General features: G+C 68.7%; 18 protein-coding genes and 1 pseudogene. 12 read left to right on the plus strand and 7 right to left on the minus strand.

The window, feature by feature from the left end; genetic code table 11:
• Window positions 1-1,104: an acyl-CoA dehydrogenase family protein gene (locus JF781_RS08935; RefSeq protein ID WP_225327137.1), complete on the minus strand. Its 1,104-nt coding sequence runs from the start codon at window positions 1,102-1,104 to the stop codon at window positions 1-3.
• Window positions 1,105-1,111: 7 nt separating this feature from the next.
• A complete protein-coding gene (locus JF781_RS08940) occupies window positions 1,112-2,272 on the minus strand; it encodes an acyl-CoA dehydrogenase family protein (protein ID WP_225327138.1) in 1,161 nt (386 codons plus the stop codon).
• Window positions 2,273-2,473: 201 nt separating this feature from the next.
• On the opposite strand from JF781_RS08940, the gene JF781_RS08945 reads away from it, so the two are divergent.
• The 3 genes from JF781_RS08945 to holA are packed head-to-tail and all read left to right on the plus strand — an operon-like array spanning window position 2,474 to window position 5,862.
• Window positions 2,474-3,325 (plus strand): ComEA family DNA-binding protein, encoded by an 852-nt coding sequence (locus JF781_RS08945; RefSeq protein ID WP_225327139.1) that lies wholly within the window; start codon window positions 2,474-2,476, stop codon window positions 3,323-3,325.
• Window positions 3,326-3,375: 50 nt separating this feature from the next.
• Entirely contained in the window at window positions 3,376-4,878 is a 1,503-nt protein-coding gene (locus JF781_RS08950) for a ComEC/Rec2 family competence protein (RefSeq protein WP_225327173.1), read from the plus strand.
• Window positions 4,879-4,908: 30 nt separating this feature from the next.
• Window positions 4,909-5,862 (plus strand): DNA polymerase III subunit delta, encoded by a 954-nt coding sequence (gene holA / locus JF781_RS08955; protein WP_225327174.1) that lies wholly within the window; start codon window positions 4,909-4,911, stop codon window positions 5,860-5,862.
• A gap of 4 nt (window positions 5,863-5,866) precedes the next feature.
• On the opposite strand, the gene rpsT is transcribed toward holA, so the two are convergent.
• Window positions 5,867-6,127 carry a 30S ribosomal protein S20 gene (gene rpsT, locus JF781_RS08960; RefSeq protein WP_067171559.1) on the minus strand — a complete coding sequence of 87 codons (261 nt, stop codon included), beginning with the start codon at window positions 6,125-6,127 and terminating at the stop codon, window positions 5,867-5,869.
• Between the two features lie 145 nt (window positions 6,128-6,272).
• On the opposite strand from rpsT, the gene JF781_RS08965 reads away from it, so the two are divergent.
• The 3 genes from JF781_RS08965 to JF781_RS08975 are packed head-to-tail and all read left to right on the plus strand — an operon-like array spanning window position 6,273 to window position 9,735.
• On the plus strand, window positions 6,273-7,919 hold the full coding sequence (locus JF781_RS08965) for a circularly permuted type 2 ATP-grasp protein (RefSeq protein WP_225327140.1): 1,647 nt from the start codon (window positions 6,273-6,275) through the stop codon (window positions 7,917-7,919).
• Window positions 7,919-8,896, plus strand: a complete 978-nt coding sequence (locus JF781_RS08970; RefSeq protein WP_225327175.1) for an alpha-E domain-containing protein — start codon at window positions 7,919-7,921, stop codon at window positions 8,894-8,896. The genes JF781_RS08965 and JF781_RS08970 overlap by 1 nt, the downstream gene beginning before the upstream one ends.
• Entirely contained in the window at window positions 8,896-9,735 is an 840-nt protein-coding gene (locus JF781_RS08975; protein WP_225327141.1) for a transglutaminase family protein, read from the plus strand. The genes JF781_RS08970 and JF781_RS08975 overlap by 1 nt, the downstream gene beginning before the upstream one ends.
• A gap of 16 nt (window positions 9,736-9,751) precedes the next feature.
• Here JF781_RS08975 and JF781_RS08980 read toward each other — a convergent pair whose 3' ends face one another.
• Window positions 9,752-10,111 (minus strand): helix-turn-helix domain-containing protein, encoded by a 360-nt coding sequence (locus tag JF781_RS08980; protein WP_225327142.1) that lies wholly within the window; start codon window positions 10,109-10,111, stop codon window positions 9,752-9,754.
• Between the two features lie 105 nt (window positions 10,112-10,216).
• On the opposite strand from JF781_RS08980, the gene JF781_RS08985 reads away from it, so the two are divergent.
• The gene (locus JF781_RS08985; protein ID WP_225327143.1) at window positions 10,217-10,585 is read left to right on the plus strand and encodes a DoxX family protein; all 369 of its coding nucleotides are present in this window, start codon (window positions 10,217-10,219) and stop codon (window positions 10,583-10,585) included.
• 79 nt (window positions 10,586-10,664) lie between these two features.
• Complete coding sequence (locus JF781_RS08990; protein ID WP_225327144.1) at window positions 10,665-11,372, plus strand: hypothetical protein; 708 nt, start codon at window positions 10,665-10,667, stop codon at window positions 11,370-11,372.
• 12 nt (window positions 11,373-11,384) lie between these two features.
• Here the strand turns inward: JF781_RS08990 and JF781_RS08995 are convergent, their stop codons facing one another.
• On the minus strand, window positions 11,385-12,227 hold the full coding sequence (locus JF781_RS08995) for a ribonuclease Z (protein ID WP_225327145.1): 843 nt from the start codon (window positions 12,225-12,227) through the stop codon (window positions 11,385-11,387).
• A gap of 168 nt (window positions 12,228-12,395) precedes the next feature.
• Between JF781_RS08995 and JF781_RS09000 the strand changes: the two genes are divergently transcribed.
• On the plus strand, window positions 12,396-12,824 hold the full coding sequence (locus tag JF781_RS09000) for a CBS domain-containing protein (protein WP_008255284.1): 429 nt from the start codon (window positions 12,396-12,398) through the stop codon (window positions 12,822-12,824).
• Window positions 12,825-12,919: 95 nt separating this feature from the next.
• On the opposite strand, the gene JF781_RS09005 is transcribed toward JF781_RS09000, so the two are convergent.
• Window positions 12,920-13,522 (minus strand): type II toxin-antitoxin system PemK/MazF family toxin, encoded by a 603-nt coding sequence (locus JF781_RS09005; RefSeq protein ID WP_225327146.1) that lies wholly within the window; start codon window positions 13,520-13,522, stop codon window positions 12,920-12,922.
• Here JF781_RS09005 and lepA point away from each other — a divergent pair.
• From lepA to JF781_RS09020, 3 genes and pseudogenes are all read left to right on the plus strand, one after another.
• Window positions 13,504-15,511, plus strand: a pseudogene (gene lepA / locus JF781_RS09010) (translation elongation factor 4). The gene JF781_RS09005 and the pseudogene lepA overlap by 19 nt on opposite strands.
• A 2-nt stretch (window positions 15,512-15,513) precedes the next feature.
• Window positions 15,514-16,272 carry a sensor domain-containing protein gene (locus JF781_RS09015; protein WP_225327148.1) on the plus strand — a complete coding sequence of 253 codons (759 nt, stop codon included), beginning with the start codon at window positions 15,514-15,516 and terminating at the stop codon, window positions 16,270-16,272.
• A 28-nt stretch (window positions 16,273-16,300) separates the two neighbouring features.
• The gene (locus JF781_RS09020; RefSeq protein WP_225327149.1) at window positions 16,301-17,044 is read left to right on the plus strand and encodes a sensor domain-containing protein; all 744 of its coding nucleotides are present in this window, start codon (window positions 16,301-16,303) and stop codon (window positions 17,042-17,044) included.
• Window positions 17,045-17,053: 9 nt separating this feature from the next.
• Here the strand turns inward: JF781_RS09020 and JF781_RS09025 are convergent, their stop codons facing one another.
• Window positions 17,054-19,093, minus strand: a complete 2,040-nt coding sequence (locus tag JF781_RS09025) for a glycoside hydrolase family 15 protein (RefSeq protein ID WP_374109682.1) — start codon at window positions 19,091-19,093, stop codon at window positions 17,054-17,056.
• Between the last annotated feature and the right edge of the window lie 102 nt (window positions 19,094-19,195).

Below are 19,195 nucleotides of genomic sequence, written 5' to 3' on the forward strand. Positions count from 1 at the left end.
TTAGAGGCGGGCCAGGTCGTAGTCGCCGAGGTGGTCGATCAGGTTGTGCAGGTGCTCACCCGAGGTGCCCAGCGTGTGTTCGATCGCCGTCAGCCGGGCGGCGTAGTGGCTGATCGGGTACTCCGCGGTCACACCGATGCCGCCGTGCATCTGGATCGACTCCTGCGCGATGTGCCGGCCCGAGCGGCCGATCTGCAGCTTGGCCCGCGAGGCGATCACCGGGTCGAGGTTGCCGTCGGCGATCGACATCGCCGCGTACAGGCTCATGCTGCGGGCCAGTTCCAGCGACACGTACATGTCGGCGGCCCGCTGTGTCAGCGCCTGGAATTTGTTCAGCGTGACACCGAACTGCTTGCGGGTCTTGAGGTAATCGGTCGTCAGGCGCAGCGATTCCTCCATCGCCCCGAGCGCTTCGGCGCACAGCGCCGACTGGATACGGATGACGGCGTTGCGGATGGCGCCCGACGCGTCGGCCGCCTCACCCAGGGGTTCGGCGGGGGCGGAATCGAGATCGACCTGGGCGCCGCGTTGCCCGTCGAAGGTCCGGTACGGGTGCCGAATGGCGGCGCCCGCGTCGACCAGGAACAGGCCGGTGCCGCCGTCGGGCAGGGCGGCGCTGACCACCAACGTGTCGGCGCAGTCCCCGGCGAGCACCGGGTTCTTCCGGCCGCTCACGGTCCACGAATCACCTTGCCGCGCAGCCGTGGTCACCTCGGCCGACGGTTTACGCTGGCCCGGTTCGAGGTCGGCGAAGGCCAACAGCCGTTGCCCTGACGCGACCTCGTCGAGCAGCTGCCTCTGCTCCTGGCTGCCCAGCTCGGCGATCAGCGCACCGGGTCCCAGCGCGGCGTGCAGGACCGGTTCCGGGGCCAGCCGCCGCCCGATCTCGGTGAGCACCACCGCGATCTCGATCTGGCCGGACTCGTCGGGCTCGAATCCCAGCCCGAGGATCCCGGTGTCGGCGAGCTGGCTCCAGACCTCGCGGCTCCAGCCCAGTTCGGAGCCGATGACCTTGTTGCGGCTTTCCGGGTCATAGGTGCGCGCCAGCAGGTCGCGTGTGGTGTCGCGGAGCAGGGACTGCTCGTCGCTCAACTGAAAGTCCATGGCTGCCTCACAATCCCAGAATGGTGGACGCGATGATGTTGCGTTGCACTTCGCTGCTGCCGCCGTAGATCGACGTCTTGCGGTAGTTGAGGTAGTGCGGCGCGCTGTGCTGCGCCCAGGACGGCGACGAGATGTCTTCGCCGTTGGCCGGCAACGCATCCGGCCCGGCGACCTCGACGAGCAGTTCGGTGGCGATCTGTTGCAACTGGCTGCCGCGCAGCTTGAGCACCGACGAGGCCGGGTTGGGCTGTCCGTTAGCGGAGTCGGTGACCACCCGTGACTGCGTGAGTTCCAGTGCGAGCAGCTCGTTTTCGGCCTCGGCCAGCCGCGCCGCGAACAACGGATCCTCGAGCACCCCGGTGGCCGCCGCGTGCTTCTTCACCTCGGCGAGGCGCACCTTGGTCCGGCCCACGCCGGCGATGCCGGTGCGCTCGTTACCCAACAGGAATTTCGCGTACGTCCAGCCCTTGTTCTCTTCTCCCACAAGCTGATTGGCCGGCACGCGGACGTCTTCGAAAAAGACCTCGTTGATCTCGTGGCCGCCGTCGATCGTCTTGATGGGCCGCAGCGTGATGCCCGGCGTGTTCATGTCGAAGAGCAGGAACGAGATGCCGGCCTGACGCTTGGGCGCCTGCGGGTCGGTGCGGACCAGGCAGAAGATCCAGTCCGCGTATTGGCCGAGGGTGGTCCAGGTCTTCTGCCCGTTGACGACGTAGCTGTCGCCGTCGCGGACCGCGGTGGTGCGCAGCGACGCCAGGTCGGACCCGGCCTCCGGCTCGGAGAACCCCTGGCACCACCAGATGTCGAGGCTGGCCGTCGGGGGCAGGAAGCGTTGTTTGACGTCCTCCGAACCGAATTCGGCGATCACCGGGCCCACCATCTTGGTGTTGAAGTTCAGCGGCTCCGGGACGCACGCCAGCTGCATTTCGTCGGCCCAGATCTGGTGCTGGGTCGGCGTCCAGTCCTTGCCGCCCCACTCGACCGGCCAGTTCGGTACCGCCAAACCGTGTTCGTGCAAGATCTTGTGGCTGGTGACGATGTCGTCGCGGTTCACTTCCGCCGAGCCCTGGCGCACCCGGTCGCGCAACTCCTGGGGAATCTTGGTCGTGTAGACGCTGCGGAGTTCGTCGCGGAACGCGGCTTCCTCGGGTGTGAGCGCCAGTTGCATGGCAGCCTCCTGTCGTTGCTCCGGTGAGCGTGGCGGCCCATCGCCCAGAGCTGGTTTCTGGCGATGCTGGTCGTTCGCTCAACCTCCATCTTGGCTCATCCCGTGCGGGGCCTGTGCACAGCCTCGGGTTAATCCACAGAACGGGTCGGAGGCGCCCTTCGCCGGGGCGGTTGCGGCGGTGGGCGGATTTACGGTCGGCCCATGCGAACAGAACTTCCGGCCGAGCGCCTGCAGCGACGGCTGCGCGCCGAACCGGATACCGACCCGCACGGCGAGGACTCCGGGGCGGACCCGGACGGGGACGCCCCGAACGACGACCAGAATTCGCTGCTGCCGCGGTGGCTGCCCGACTCGTCCCAGGACCGGGGCTGGGTGGCGAAGGTGCGCGCCGACCCGGGACGCGCGGGCGCCATCGGATTGGCGATCGTGGCGGCGCTGGCGGTGCTGGTCACGGTTTTCACGTTGGTGCGCGACCGGCCGGCGCCGGTGATGTCGGCCAAGCTGCCGCCGGTGGAGAAGGTGTCGACGGCGAGCCCACGCTCCTCGGCGAGCCCGACGCCCGGACCCGATCAGCCGGTGGTCGTCAGCGTGGTCGGCCTGGTACACACGCCCGGCCTGGTGACGCTCGCACCCGGCGCCCGCGTCGCCGACGCGCTGCAGGCCGCCGGCGGCGCGGTCAACGGCGCCGACACCATCGGACTCAACATGGCCCGACCGCTCGGCGACGGTGAGCAGATCGTGGTCGGCCTCGCGCCCGTCTCGGGACAGCCGACGGCCCTGGGCAGTTCGGTGGCCTCCGGATCGACATCCACGTCGAAGGCGCCGCCACCGCGGTCGGGGACGGTCAAGCCGAAACCGGGCGAGGCGGTCAACCTCAACACCGCGACGGTGCAGGAACTCGACGCGTTGCCCGGGGTCGGGCCGGTCACCGCCGCCGCGATCGTGGCGTGGCGCCAGGCCAACGGCAAGTTCACCAGCGTTGACCAGCTCGCCGACGTCGAGGGGATCGGGCCGGCGCGGCTGGAGAAGCTGCGCGCCCTGGTCCGTGTCTGACCCGGGTGCATCACCCCGGGTCGGCCGCCTCGCCCGCGGTGCGGGTCGATGTGCGCCTGGTGCCGGCGGCGCTGACCTGTTGGGCGGTGACCGCCGGCGGCATCTGGTGGCCGATCGGGCGCATCCTCGCCTGGTGCTGCGTCGCGTTGATCGGCGCCTCCGGAGCGCTGGCGTGGCGGGCGCTGCGCGGCCGCGGGGGTGCGCGGTTGCGGGCGATCAGCGCCGGGCTCGCGGCGATCGGTGTCGTGGGGGCGGGATTCGGGTTCGCCATCGCGCTGCGCGCCGACGCCGTCGATCGCCACCCGATCACCGCGGCATACGGCGTGACCGCCGCGGTCACGGTCACCCCCACCGAGAGCCCGGTGTCGTTGGGCAGCGGCCGGTTGATGTTTCGGGCCACTCTGCAACGCCTGCGCGCCGACGAAATATCCGGGCGCGTCGTCGTTTTCGCGCGCGCCGCGGATTTCGGTGGGCTGATGGTGGGCCAGCCACTGCGATTCAGCGCCCGCATCGGCCGCCCGACGCGGCGCGACCTGACGGTCGCGGTGCTCAACGCGTCGGGCCGGCCGACGATGGGCACCGCGGGCGTCGTGCAACGGGCGGCGCACGCCGTGCGCGGTCGATTCTCCGCAACCGTCCGCGACACACTGCCCGGCGAGGAGGCGGCGCTGCTGCCCGCGCTGGTGCTCGGCGACACCTCGGCGGTGCCCGGCGACACGGGCCGCGACTTCCGCGCGGCCGGCATGACGCACCTGATGGCCGTGTCGGGGGCCAACGTGACGATCGTGTGCGCCGCCGTGCTGTTCTCGGCCCGATTGATCGGCCCCCGGACGGCGGTCGTACTGGCCGCACTGGCACTGGTGGCCTTCGTCATCGTCGTGCAGCCGACGGCGAGCGTGTTGCGGGCCGCGGCGATGGGCGCCATCGCGTTGACGGGAATGCTGAGTTCGCGTCGGCGGCAAGCCATTCCGGCGCTCGCCGCCACGGTGCTGCTGTTATTGGCGCTCGCCCCGCACCTGGCCGTCGACGTCGGCTTCGCGCTGTCGGCGCTCGCCACCGCCGCGCTGGTCGTCATCGCACCGGAGTGGTCGCGGCGGCTGACGGGAAGGGGGATCCCTAAGCCGTTGGCCGATGCGCTGGCCGTCGCCTGGGCCGCGCAGATCGTGACCGCGCCGCTGGTCGCCGCGATCTCCGGCCGCTTCAGCGTGGTCGCCGCCGCCGCCAACCTCGTCGTGGCGGGCGGGATCGCGCCGATCACGGTGCTGGGCACCGCCGCGGCCGCGCTCTGCCCGGTGTGGCCGGCCGCCGCGCGGCTGCTCATCCGGTTCACCGGCCCCGAGTTGTGGTGGGTGGGCGGCGTGGCCCGCTGGGCGGCCGGCCTGCCCGGCGCGACGGTGCCGGTCCCGCAGGGCATGCCCGGCACGCTGCTCGTCGGCGGTGTGACGGTGCTGGCGATCGTGCTGTGGCGGTGGAGCCCGTTCCGCGTCGTCTCGGGGGTGGCCGCGCTGGCCGGGCTGGCCTGGGCGCTGTCCGGGATCGTCGGTCGGTCGTGACACCATCATGGGGTGAGCGAGGTTTCGCCGTTGCACCTGGTGCTGGGAGACGAGGAACTACTGGTCGAGCGGGCGGTGGCCGACGTGCTGCGGTCGGCGCGGAAACGGGCCGGCAAGGACGCGGACATCCCGGTCAACCGGATGCGGGCCGGTGACGTCAGCACCTACGAGCTCGCCGAGCTGCTGAGTCCCTCGCTGTTCGCCGACGAGCGCATCGTGGTGCTCGAGTCGGCCGGTGAAGCGGGCAAAGACGCTGCCGCAATGATCGTTTCGGCCGCGGCCGACATGCCGGCGGGCGTCGTGCTGGTGGTCGTGCACTCGGGCGGCGGCCGGGCCAAGGCGCTGGCCACCGACCTGCAGAAGCTCGGCGCCCAACTGCACCCGTGCGCGCGGATCACCAAACTCAGCGAGCGCATCGACTTCGTCCGCAAGGAGTTCCGCGCTTTGCGGGTGAAGGCCGACGAGGCGACGGTGACCGCGATGTTGGACGCGGTCGGCTCCGACCTGCGCGAGTTGGCGTCCGCCTGCTCCCAACTGGTCGCCGACACCGGCGGGGCGGTCGACGCCGCCGCGGTGCGCCGCTATCACAGCGGCAAGGCCGAGGTGAAGGGCTTCGACATCGCCGACAAGGCGGTGGCCGGCGACATCGAGGGGGCCGCCGAGGCGCTGCGGTGGGCGATGATGCGGGGGGAGCCCCTGGTGGTGCTGGCGGACGCGCTTGCCGAGGCGATCCACACCATCGGCCGGGTCGGCCCGCTGTCGGGCGATCCCTACCGGATGGCCTCCCAGCTGGGGATGCCGCCCTGGCGGGTGCAAAAGGCCCAGAAACAGGCCAGGCATTGGTCGCGGGACACGGTGGCCACGGCGATGAAGGTTGTCGCCGCGCTCAACGCGAACGTCAAGGGCGCGGTGGCCGACGCCGACTACGCCCTGGAATCCGCGGTCAGACAGGTTGCCGAGCTGGCCGCCCAGCGCGGCCGCTGAGAACTCAGAGCTTGTTGAGGGCCTGCGCCAGGGCCGACTTCTTGTTGGCGGCCTGGTTCTTGTGGATCACGCCCTTGCTGGCAGCCTTGTCCAGCTTCCGGTTGGTCGAAACCAGCAGCTCGGCGGCCTTCTCCTTGTCGCCGGCGTGGGTGGCCTCGCGGAAGGCGCGGACGGCGGTGCGCAGCGACGACTTCACCGACTTGTTGCGCAGGCGGGCGCGCTCGTTCGTCTTGTTGCGCTTCTGCTGCGACTTGATGTTGGCCACGCTCGAGTTCCTTCTTCGATCAGACGTTTGGTTGGGGCGCCGGAAATCACCACAGCGATTGCCCAGGTTATCAGTGAGTTACGTTTTCCCCCAAAACGGGAACACGTGGGCTGCCATAACGTCGATCTGAGGCAGCATCTGAACAGTGAGTCTGACGAACCAGCTTGAGGAGACCAGGCGGGGTTTTCGCGCTGCGCGTTCGGAGCGAATTTTCGGCGGATACAACACATCCTCGGACGCCTACGAGATGGCCTTCGATGAGATGTTCGACACGCAGGGCGCCGTTCGCGGCCCCTACAAGGGCATCTATGCCGAACTCGCGCCGTCGGACGCCTCCGATCTCAAGGCTCGCGCGGAAGCGCTCTCCCGCGCCTTCCTCGACCAGGGCATCACCTTCTCCTTGTCGGGGCAGGAGCGGCCCTTCCCGCTGGACCTGGTGCCGCGGGTCATCTCGGCCGCCGAGTGGGCCCGGCTGGAGCGCGGCATCACGCAGCGGGTCAAGGCGCTCGAGAGGTACCTCGACGACATCTACGGCGACCAGGAAATCCTCAACGACGGGGTGATCCCGCGCCGCCTGATCACCTCTTGCGAGCACTTTCACCGGCAGGCGATGGGCATCGTCCCGCCCAACGGCGTGCGGATCCACGTCGCCGGCATCGACCTGATCCGCGACGAAAAGGGCGATTTCCGGGTCCTCGAGGACAACCTGCGGTCGCCCTCGGGCGTCTCCTACGTCATGGAGAACCGGCGCACCATGGCGCGCGTCTTCCCGAACCTGTTCGCCACGCATCGCGTGCGTTCGGTCGACGACTACGCCGGCCACCTGCTGCGGGCGCTGCGCAACTCCGCGGCCACCAACGAGGCCGACCCAACGGTGGTGGTGCTCACCCCGGGCGTCTACAACTCCGCGTATTTCGAGCACTCGCTGCTGGCCCGCCAGATGGGGGTCGAGCTGGTCGAAGGGCGCGACCTGTTCTGCCGCGACAACCAGGTGTACATGCGCACCACCGAAGGCGAGCGCCAGGTCGACGTCATCTATCGGCGCATCGACGACGCCTTCCTGGACCCGCTGCAATTCCGGGCCGACTCGGTGCTGGGGGTGGCCGGCCTGGTCAACGCCGCCCGCGCCGGAAACGTCGTGATCTCCAGCGCGATCGGCAACGGCGTCGGCGACGACAAACTCGTCTACACCTACGTGCCCGCCATGATCGAGTACTACCTGGGCGAGAAGCCGCTGCTGGCCAACGTGGAGACGCTGCGCTGCTGGCTCGACGAGGAACGCGAAGAGGTGCTCGACCGGATCGACGAGCTGGTCCTCAAGCCGGTCGAGGGGTCCGGCGGCTACGGGATCGTGTTCGGCCCGGAGGCCTCCCATAAGGAGCTCGCCGCCGTCGCCAAGAAGATCCGCGACGATCCGCGGAGCTGGATCGCCCAGCCGATGATGGAACTGTCGACCGTGCCGACGCAGGTCGGCAGCGCGCTGGCGCCCCGCTACGTCGACTTGCGGCCGTTCGCGGTCAACGACGGCAACGACGTGTGGGTGTTGCCCGGCGGCCTGACGCGGGTGGCCCTGGTCGAGGGGTCACGGGTGGTCAACTCCAGCCAGGGCGGTGGCTCGAAGGACACCTGGGTGTTGGCGTCGCGGACCTCGACCGGCGATCACGAACTCGGTGCCGCCGAAGTGGTGCGCTCCCTGCCGGATTCCATGGCGGAGCCGGGCAGCGACGGCCAGGCCGACGAGCGGCAGGACGACCAACCCCAGCAGAAGCAGCGGCAGATCGTGATCCGGTGATGCTGGCACGTAACGCCGAGGCGCTCTACTGGATCGGCCGCTACGTCGAACGCGCCGACGACACCGCGCGGATCCTGGACGTGGCGCTGCACCAATTGCTCGAGGATTCCAGCGTTGACCCGGATCAGGCCTCGCGCCTGCTGCTGCGGGTGCTCGGCATCGATCCGCCCGATCATGACCTGGACGTGTGGTCGTTGACAGATTTGGTGGCCTACAGCACCAACACCCAGGGCGGCTCTTCGATCGTCGACGCGATCACCGCGGCGCGGGAAAACGCCAAGTCGGCGCGGGAGGTGACGTCCAGCGAGATCTGGGAGTGCCTCAACACCACCTACCACGCCCTGCCCGAACGCGAACGCGCCGCCAAACGCCTTGGGCCCCATGACTTTCTGTCGTTCGTCGAGCGGCGGGCGGCGATGTTCGCCGGCTTGGCGGACTCGACGCTGTCGCGCGACGACGGATATCGCTTCATGGTCCTGGGCCGGGCGATCGAGCGCGTCGACATGACGGTGCGGCTGTTGCTGTCGCGGGTCGGGGACAGCGCCTCGTCCCCGGCGTGGGTGACGCTGCTGCGCTCGGCGGGCGCGCACGACACGTATCTGCGCACCTATCGCGGTGTGCTCGACGCGGGCCGCGTGGTCGAATTCATGTTGCTGGACCGGTTGTTTCCGCGTTCGGTGTTCTACTCGCTGCGGCTGGCCGAACACAACCTCGACGAACTGGTGCGCAATCGGCAGAGCCGGATCGGGGCCACCGCCGAGGCCCAGCGGTTGCTCGGGCAGGCACGCAGCGAATTGGAGTTCGTCCAGCCCGGTGTGCTGCTGGAGACGCTGGAAAGCCGGTTGGCGGGCCTGCAGCGCACCTGCCGCGATGTCGGAGAAGCCTTGGCGCTGCAGTACTTTCACATCACACCGTGGGTGGCGTGGTCGAACGCCGGTCAGCGCGCCGGACTGGTCAGCACGAAAGGGGACGGCTGATGTGGCGGCTGCGGGTGGTGCACACCACGGGGTACGCCTACCAGTCGCCGGTGACCGCCTCCTACAACGAAGCCCGGCTGACCCCGCGGTCGAACAACCGGCAGAACGTCATCCTCAACCGCGTGGAGACCATCCCGGCAACCCGGTCCTACCGCTACATCGACTATTGGGGCACCGCGGTGACGGCGTTCGACTTGCACGCGCCGCATACCGACCTCACGGTGATGTCCTCGTCGGTCGTGGAGACCGAACGCGCCGAGGCGCCGGCCACCGAGGTGGACTGGGGGGAGCTGCATTCGGATGCGGTGATCGATCGCTTCGACGACCTGCTTCGCCCCACCGAACACACCCCGGCCAGCAAGCGGGTGGCTGCGGTGGGCAAAAAGATCCGCAAGAACCACAGCCCCGCCGAAGCCGTTGTTGCGGCGGCCAATTGGGTGCGCGAGGAGCTGGACTACCTTCCGGGGACCACCAGCGTGCACTCGTCCGGGCTCGACGCCCTGAAAGCGGGCAAGGGCGTCTGTCAAGACTTCGTGCACCTGTCGCTGATGTTGTTGCGCGGCATGGGGATTCCCTCGCACTACGTTTCGGGCTACTTGCATCCCAAACGTGACGCCGTCGTCGGGGACACCGTGGACGGGCGAAGCCACGCCTGGATCGAGGCGTGGACGGGCGCGTGGTGGAGCTATGACCCCACCAACGACGCCGAGATCACCGAGCAGTACGTCGGCGTGGGTGCCGGCCGCGACTATGCCGATGTTTCCCCGTTGAAGGGCATCTATTCCGGGGAGGGCGCCACCGACCTCGACGTGATCGTGGAGGTGACCCGGCTCGCCTAAGGGCCGATATGCGGCGTTACCGTGACGTGCGGTTGGCGTTGATCTCCTCGTGGTGCGCCATGGCCCACTGGGCCAGGGAGATCACCAGCGGCAGCAATGTCCGTCCGAGTCCGGTCAATTCGTACTCGACTCGCGGTGGCACCTCGGCGTAGGCCGTGCGGTCGACCAGGCCATCCTCGACCAGATGCTTGAGCGTCAGGGTGAGCATCCGCTGCGAGATGCCTTCCACGGTCGCCTCCAACTCGCCGAACCGCATTGGCCCGTCACGCAGCGTGCCGATTACCAGCAGGCTCCACTTGTCGCCGATGCGATCGAGGACCTCCCGGACCGCGCCGCCCTTGGGTATCCGTGGCGTCTTCCGTGTGACGTTCGTCATATCGAAGTCTCCGTCCTGGATACATACATCGATGTGCCTTATGCGGCGGCCCCAGCGCTGACACACGATGTGGCTACGCACAAATGGTAAGGATTGGGGAACACCGTGAACATCGCACTGTGGGCCGCGCAGAGTCTGCTCGCCTTCGTCTATCTCGTCGCGGGTGGGCTCAAAGTCGTTCGGCCGCGCGAACAACTCGTAGCATCGGGCCGACTCGACTGGATGAAGGACCACTCGGACGCTGCGGTCAAGGCCGTCGGCGCGGTCGAGATCCTCGGCGCGCTCGGCGTGATCCTGCCCGAGGCAACCGGCATCGCCCGCGTCCTGACCCCAGCCGCTGCGGTGGGCCTAGTCATCGTGCAGATCGGGGCGATGCGCGTGCACCTGACTCGCAACGAGCGACAACCGTTGCCAATCAACGTAATTCTCCTGTTGCTCGCGGCCTTCGTCACGATCGGCCGATCCGTAGGCTGAGCCCTCGACGAGGCCGCTGTCCTCGCGCCCGACGCGCTGGGTAGCCGACGCCGAGGCGCCGCAGGGTTACCGTTCAGCAATGAACGGTAACCGCGAAGCCGCGGCCCGCCTCGAGGCGAACCGTCCCCGTTGCGGCGGGCCGGCCCTGACGGCGCTGGCCCTGCTCTGCATCGGGCTGCTCTTCGGTGGGATCGCGATCGGCGTCGGGATGGGCGGCGTCATGCCCTTGCCGTACGGCCCGGTCGGCGCGGTGGCGGCGTACGTGCGTGCCCAGCCGGTGGCCGTGCGGATCATGGCCGTTGCGACGTTCGCGTCGTCGGTCCCGCTGGCGGTCTATGCGGCGATGGCCGCCGCGCGGCTGAGGCAACTCGGAGCCGGTGCCGCCGCGTCGATCGCGTTCGCGGGCGGTGTTTTGGCCGCCGGGGCGCTGGGGCTGGCCGGACTGCTGGGGTGGGCGATGTCGTGGCCGGACGTCAGTACCGACACCGCCTTGGTGAGGGCGCTGTACTTGCTGGTCTTTCTCACCGGCGGCCCGGGTCACATCGTGGCGTTGGGCCTGTTGGTCGCCGCGATGGCGGCGTCCGGGCCGACCGGGGGAGCGCTGCCCCGGCCGCTGGCCCGGATCGGTCTGGCGACTGCCGTCCTCGCCGAATCGGCGGCCGGGGTGTTGATCTGGCCCGCGCTGGGCGTCCTGTTGCCGGTCGCGCGGGTCCTGGCGCTGATCTGGCTGGTGGTGGCCGGTGCGGCCATTGTCCGTGCGGTGCAACGGGATTCGCCATCCCGGTGAGCGCGACGTTCGTCAGGACGGCGCGTCGATCTGGACCCGGTGCAGGTCGTCGCCGAGCTCGATGCGCCCACCGAACTCCCCGGCGGCCAGCGCCCGCCACTGCTCTTCCTGGCCGGGCACCAGCGCCGGCACGTAGTGCGTCATGACGAGGGTGTCCACGCCCGCGCGGGCCGCGGTCGCCGCCGCCTGTTCCACCGACGAGTGGTAGTCGCAGATGTCGACGAGCCGCTGCTGCGGGATGGTGGCGACGATGTCCTTGCGGATCACGGTGTGCACCAGGGCGCCGGCACCGGCCGCCAGCTCGTCCAGGCTCGCGCACGGCACGGTGTCGCCCGCGAGCACCACCGACGCCCCGTCGTAGTCGATGCGGAACCCGATGGTCGGGGCCACCGGCCGGTGATCGGTGGCGCCCACCCGGATCGATACGCCGTCGCGGTCCCAGACCGGACCGTCGGTGTGTTCGTGGACCTCGACGGCCGGCGGCGCATTCAGATCGGCGTGGTGGGCGATCCGGTAGCCGATGTCGTGGCGAAACGCCCCCAGCGTCGCCTCCACCAGTTCGGCGGTGCCGGGCGGCCCGATGATGGGCAGCGGCGCGGGATCGGGGGTGAAGGTGCTGATCCACCGCGTGATGAGGACGTCGCCGAGGTCGCCGACGTGATCGCTGTGCAGGTGGGTGAGCAGCAGGGCCGACAACCCGGCCGCGCCCACCCCGACCGCCGCCGCGCGCTGGAGCACCCCGCGCCCGCAGTCCACCAGGAACACCTGCCCGCCGGCCCGCACCAGGGTCGACGGCCCGGCGCGGTTCGGGTCGGGGATCGGACTACCGGTGCCCAGCAGGGTGACCTCGATCATGGCCCCATCTTGCAGGTCCCCGCCGTGAGCAGTGGCCCAATCGAACGATCCGGCCGGCCGTCGGCGCTTGGACACGATCTGTTTGCGGGTTCCGTGGGTGGCTTTTCCGCCGCGCGAGTTAGCCGTAGCCTGATGTGAAGCGGATCACAAACCCGGCTGGAGGCCTTGATGCGGATTGCGGACGTCTTGCGGAATAAGGGCGCGGCGGTGGTGACCATCAACCCGGACGCGACGGTTCGCGAGCTGCTCGCGGGTCTGACCGAGCAGAACATCGGCGCCATGGTCGTGGTCGGCGACGAGGGGGTCGTCGGCATTGTGTCGGAGCGCGACGTCGTGCGCCAGCTGCACACTCATGGCGCCAGCGTGCTCTCTCGCCCGGTGTCCAAGATCATGACCAGCATGCTGGCCACGTGCACGAAGGCCGACACCGTCGACGCGATCAGCGTGCTGATGACCAAGAACCGGGTGCGCCACGTCCCGGTGCTGGACGGGAAGAAGCTGATCGGCATCGTCAGCATCGGTGACGTGGTGAAGACCCGGATGGAAGAACTCGAGGCCGAGCAGCAGCAGTTGCAGTCCTACATCACCCAGGGCTGATTGCCCGGCCTGCCCGCCCGCTCGCCGAGCGTGCATTCAGGGCGAAAAATCGGCCGTTTTATCGCCGTGGTTACACGCTCGGCGACTTGGCCGACTCAACGCCAGGAGTAGTCGGCGCGCAGCCGGGCCGCCACGACGTCGAAGATCTCGCGATCCAGGATGGCGCCCTCGCGGCGGATGCCCTCCTCGGGCACGTCGAGCACGCGGTCCAGCCGGACCCAGCTGGATCTTCCCTCGTAATCCCAACTGCCAGAACCGATTCCAATCCAGTCGGGATCGGCGGCGTGGCGCTCCTGGCTGGAGACCATCAATCCCAGCAGGGTGCCGCGATCGCGTCCCACCACCAGCACGGGCCGGTCCTTGCCCCGGCTGGGGTCGTCCTCGTAGACCACCCACGTCCAGACGATCTCGCCGGGATCGGCCCGGCCGTCCAGGCTCGGCGCGTACACGAGTTTGCGGGCCCGCTGCGCGGTGGGCAGGCTGCTGCTGGTCACCGGCCGGCCCGTGACCGTCGTGTCGGACGGTGGCGGTGTCGCGGCCGCGATGACGTTCGCGGTGATCCGCACGGCCTGCTGCAACTCGCGCAGGACGGTCTGGGAATTCTGCACGTGCCGCGCCAGCCGCGGGGCCCCGTTGAACACCAGATTCTCGGCGAACCGCTGGAACGTCTTCCACTGCGATTTCCGGGCAGACGCCATATTCGCAGCATAGACGCGAGCAACCGGGCGCGACTGTGTCCAAGTAGGTCCGGACGACGCTGCATAGATACGCTGGACTTGCCCGCGAACGGCCAGCACAACGGCCGCGCAGCGCCCATCACGTTTGACGTAGACCAGGAGATTCCCATCAGCAGTTTCGCCGACAAGACCTTCACCGCGCCGGCGCAGATTCGGAATTTCTGCATCATCGCCCACATCGATCACGGCAAGTCGACGCTGGCCGACCGGATGCTGCAGCTCACCGGCGTCGTCGACGAGCGCTCGATGCGCGCCCAGTACCTGGACCGGATGGACATCGAGCGCGAGCGCGGCATCACCATCAAGGCGCAGAACGTCCGGCTCCCCTGGAAAGTCGACGACGAAGACCACGTCCTGCACCTGATCGACACCCCGGGCCACGTCGACTTCACCTACGAGGTCTCGCGCGCGCTGGAGGCCTGCGAGGGCGCGGTGCTGCTGGTGGACGCAGCCCAGGGCATCGAGGCCCAGACCCTGGCCAACCTCTACCTGGCGCTGGACCGCGACCTGACCATCATCCCGGTGCTCAACAAGATCGACCTGCCGGCCGCCGACCCGGACCGCTACGCCGGAGAACTGGCCCACATCATCGGCTGCGAGCCCGACGACGTGCTGCGGGTGTCGGGCAAGACCGGCGAGGGAGTCGCGGAACTGCTCGACGAGGTGGTGCGCCAGGTGCCGCCCCCGCAGGGCAAGGCCGACGCGCCGCTGCGGGCGATGATCTTCGACTCCGTCTACGACATCTACCGCGGCGTGGTGACCTACGTCCGGGTGGTCGACGGCAAGATCACCCCGCGCGAGCGCATCGCGATGATGTCCACCGGCGCCACGCACGAGCTGCTCGAGGTCGGCATCGTCTCGCCCGAGCCGAAGGCCAGCGACGGCCTGGGGGTGGGCGAGGTGGGCTACCTGATCACCGGGGTCAAGGACGTCCGCCAGTCCAAGGTGGGTGACACCGTGACGACGGCACGGCGCGGCGCGGCCGACGCGCTGACCGGGTACCGCGAACCCAAGCCGATGGTCTACTCGGGCCTGTATCCCGTCGACGGTTCGGACTACCCGGACCTGCGCGACGCGCTGGACAGGCTGCAACTCAACGACGCGGCGCTGACGTACGAGCCCGAGACGTCGGTGGCGCTGGGCTTCGGATTCCGTTGTGGCTTCCTGGGTTTGCTGCACATGGAGATCACCCGGGAGCGTCTGGAGCGGGAATTCGACCTGGATCTGATCTCGACGTCACCCAACGTCGTCTACCGGGTCATCAAGGAAGATGACACCGAAATCGTCGTGACCAACCCGTCGGACTGGCCGGAGGGCAAGGTCCGCGCGGTGTACGAGCCGGTGGTCAAGACGACGATCATCGCGCCCAGCGAATTCATCGGCACCATCATGGAACTGTGCCAGTCGCGCCGCGGCGAACTCGGCGGGATGGACTACCTGTCGCCCGAACGGGTGGAGCTGCGCTACACCATGCCGCTGGGCGAGATCATCTTCGACTTCTTCGATTCCCTGAAGTCGCGCACCCGAGGCTACGCCAGCCTCGACTACGAGGAGGCCGGCGAGCAAGAGGCCCAGCTGGTCAAGGTCGACATCCTGTTGCAGGGCGAGGCCGTCGACGCGTTCAGCGCGATCGTGCACAAGGACGGCGCCTCGGCCTACGGCAACAAGATGACCACCAAGCTCAAAGAGCTGATCCCGCGACAGCAGTTCGAGGTGCCGGTCCAGGCGGCGATCGGATCGAAAATCATTGCGCGCGAAAACATCCGAGCCATCCGCAAGGACGTGCTGTCCAAGTGTTACGGCGGTGACATCACCCGCAAGCGCAAACTTCTGGAAAAGCAGAAGGAAGGCAAGAAGCGGATGAAGACCATCGGGCGGGTCGACGTGCCGCAGGAAGCGTTCGTGGCGGCGTTGTCCGCGGACGCGGCGGGCGACAAGGGCAAGAAGTAGCCATGCGGATACTCAAGGCGGCGGCGACGTTCGCGGCGCTGGCCACGCTGGTGACGGGCTGCGGCGGGGTCGTGGAGGGTACCGCGAAGCCGGCGCCGAACCTGAAGCTGCGGCCGCTGAATGGTGCGGCGGTCAGCAAGGTGCTTCTCGACGGCGCGGCGCTGTCGCGGATGCTCGACCAGACCCTGGTCTCCCGCGATCCGGCCCAAGTCGGCGGCCCCGAGAAGCTCTACCAGGTCAAGCGGTCGACGTCGCAGGCCGGTTGCCTGGGCGTGACGGCGATGCTGCAGAAGAGCGTGTACCGGTCCGGCCAAGTGCAGGACGTCGCCTCGGAGTCGTGGTGGAACAACGGCGAACCGGCGCAGGTGATCACCGTGATGGAGGGCGTGGTCACGCTGCCGTCGGCCGCGCAGGCTCAGGCGCTGTTCGCGCAGTTCTCCCAGCAGTGGCAGCAATGCAACGGCATGACGACCTCGGAACAGTCCGGCCCGATCAGCACCACGAACGTCATCAGCGATGTCCGCGGCACCGCGACGACCATCGCGGCGACCAAAACCGCCACCTCGGTGCTACCCAACATGCCGGCCCTGCGGCCCACCCCGCAGGCGCGTGCCATCGGTATCCGGTCGAACTGCCTCGTGGAAGTCGAGGTGGTCTTCTTCGGCGGGCGGCGATCCACCGACCCGGGATCGGCCGACATCAACACCAGCGCGCTCGACATCGCGCACGCCATGATGGACAGGGTCAACGCGCTGAGCTGACGCGGGCCGGGCGGCCGGGAGGGGTGAAGTGAAAAGCACCTGGCGTTCGCTGGCCGCTGTGATCGCGGTGCTGCTGGTGAGCGGGTGCACCGAAACCACGGCCGGCACAGGAGGTCTGGCGCCGAACGCGGGTCGGGTGCCGGCCATCAAACGGGTCTTGTTCGACGGGACCGCGCTGGCAAAACTGCTCGACCAGCCGTTCCAGCCCTACCCGCACTATTCGGAATTCGGCGGCGGCGACAAATTGGGGACCAATTGGGAGAACGACCGGCCGACCGAGTGCATCGGGGTCGTTCACCTGATGCAGCGCGTCACGTACGGCTCGGCGCCGATACAGGAAACGGCCGGCGAAATGTGGGTGCACAAAGGCGATTCCGTGAAGATCGACAGCGTCCTGCAGGGCATCGTCGCGTTGCGGACGGCCGCGGACGCCGACGCGTTATTCGCCAGGTTCGTCGCGCAGTGGCAGAAGTGCGACGGGACCACGCTGACCGTGGAGCCCATCGATGTATGGGGTTTCGACGCCATCGCCGACGTGCGCGTCCTGGATTCGGTTGTGGCGGCTACGGTTTCGATGCGATCCGGCCCACGCGGGGGATTGAACGCAATCCCATCGGCTCGGGCCCTCGGCGTCAAGGGACCTTACGTGGTCGAGGTGACCGTCGACTTCATTCCCATTTATGGTCCGGGCGATCAGGGCAACGGCGACATCAACACCACCGCCATCGACCTCGCCCGCGCACTCATGGACAAACTCGGCGCCCGCAGCTGACGGATCCAGCTACATCGGCGCGTTGGCGGGCTGGAACATCCCGGAGCCGTCGGCCTCCTCCTCGGCCCGAATGACGTGCACCACGGCGTTGATCAGCGCCAGGTGGGTGAACGCCTGCGGGAAGTTGCCGAGCTGGCGACCGGTGCGCGGCTCGATCTCCTCGGCGTAGAGGTGCAGCGGGCTGGCGTAGGACAGCAGCCGCTCGCACAGGCGTTTGGCGCGGCGCACCTCGCCGATCTCGACCAGCGCCGACACCAGCCAGAACGAGCAGATCGTGAAGGTGCCCTCCTCGCCGGACAGGCCGTCGTCGGTCTCCTCGACCCGGTAGCGCAGCACCAGGCCTTCCTGGGTGAGTTCGTCGGCGATCGCCAGCACGGTGTTGCGTACCCGCGGGTCATCCGGCGGCAGGAACCGCGTCAGCACCACCAACAGCAGCGAGGCGTCCAGCGCGTCGCTGCCGTAGCGCTGGGTAAAGACCCCGCGGGAATCCACGCCGTGCGCCAGGATGTCGGCCTTGATCTCCTCGGCGATGGCCCGCCACTGTTGGGCGTAGCTCTTCTCGCCCTGCCGCTCGGCCAGCTTCGCCCCGCGGTCGAGCGCCACCCAGCACATCACCTTCGACGACGTGAAGTGCTGCGGCTCCCCGCGCACCTCCCAGATTCCGCGGTCGGGCTCGCGCCAGTGCTTGATCGCCTCTTCCACCTGCTTCTTCAGCACCGGCCACAACGTCTCTGGGACCTGCTCGCGCGACTTGGCGTGCAGGTAGAAGGAGTCCAGGATGGAGCCCCAGATGTCATGCTGGACCTGGTCGAAGGCGCCGTTGCCGATGCGCACCGGCCGGGCCTGGTCGTAGCCGGACAGGTGATGCAGTTCCTCTTCCACCAGGCTGCGCTCGCCGCCCACGCCGTACATCACCTGCAGCGGGTGCCGCTCGTTGTTGTTGGCCCCCGACACGTCGGCGATGAAGGCGAAGAAGTCGTCGGCCTCGCGGTCCAGTCCGAGCGTGTACAGGCCCCATAACGCGAACGTGGAGTCGCGCACCCAGGCGTAGCGGTAGTCCCAGTTGCGTTCGCCCTGCGGTGTTTCCGGCAGCGACGTGGTGCTGGCCGCCAGTAGCGCGCCGGTGGGCGAGTAGGTCAACCCCTTCAGCGTGAGCGCGCTGCGCTGCAGGTAGGCCCGCCACGGGTGGTCGGGGAAGTTGCCGATGTTGATCCACTGCCGCCAGCACTCGGTGGTCTGCCACATCTTGTCGGCGGCCTCTTGGTAGGTCTGCGGCGCCGGGTGTTTGGTCCAGCTCAGGGCCACGAACACGTCGTCGCCCTCTTTCATCCGGGTGCGTGCCCGTGCCTCCCGGCCTTCCAGCCCGATCCGCAGGTTGGTCGTCAGCCGCAGTGTCGGGTGGGCGTCGGGCTGCCTGGTGGCGCGCGCGATGGCCTCGCCGTACGCGTTGGCGGAGTATTCCCAGGTGGCCCCCACCCGGTGGTAGTCGAACGCCGGCTCGCAGCTCATCATCAGTTCGACGGTGCCGCTGACGCAGCGCACCGTGCGCAGCAGGATGTGCTCGGCGTCCCAGTCCATCGGGGTGCGGCGGTGCGTGCGCGACCGGCGGTCGAGGTCGTGCCAGGGGCCCATCACCAGCGCGTCACGCACGATCAGCCACCCGGTGTGCGTCTGCCAGGTGGTCTCCATGATGAGGCTGCCCGGCAGATACCGGCGGGCCGACGGCACCGAGACGCCGTAGGGGCCCAGCCGGAAATGGCCGGCGCTGCGGTCCAGGATCGCCCCGAACACGCTCGGCGAGTCCGGCCGCGGCACACACAGCCACTCCACCGACCCGGCCGGAGAGATCAGGCAGGTGGTTTCCCAGTCCGACAGGAACGCGTAATCGGCGATCGGCGGAAAGGGATTGCGCAGGGCTGCACTGGGAGCGAGGGGCCCGGGGGTGCGCAGGTCGATCGACGAAGACATCGACGTTGCGGCCGCCGTCTGCGGCGCTTCCTCGGGCATGGTGTCGGCCGGTTGGTCGTCGGGCTGAACATGCAGAACCATCTGGACATCATCGACCGCGCGGCGGCCCGGCGTCCAACGTTTCGCCGAGGCGGCGTGGCGCGCACCTACCCGGGCGCCGGCGTTCACGCATTGGTTTTGTGC

Source organism: Mycobacterium sp. WUMAC-067 (assembly GCF_020217485.1).
Lineage (GTDB): Bacteria > Actinomycetota > Actinomycetes > Mycobacteriales > Mycobacteriaceae > Mycobacterium.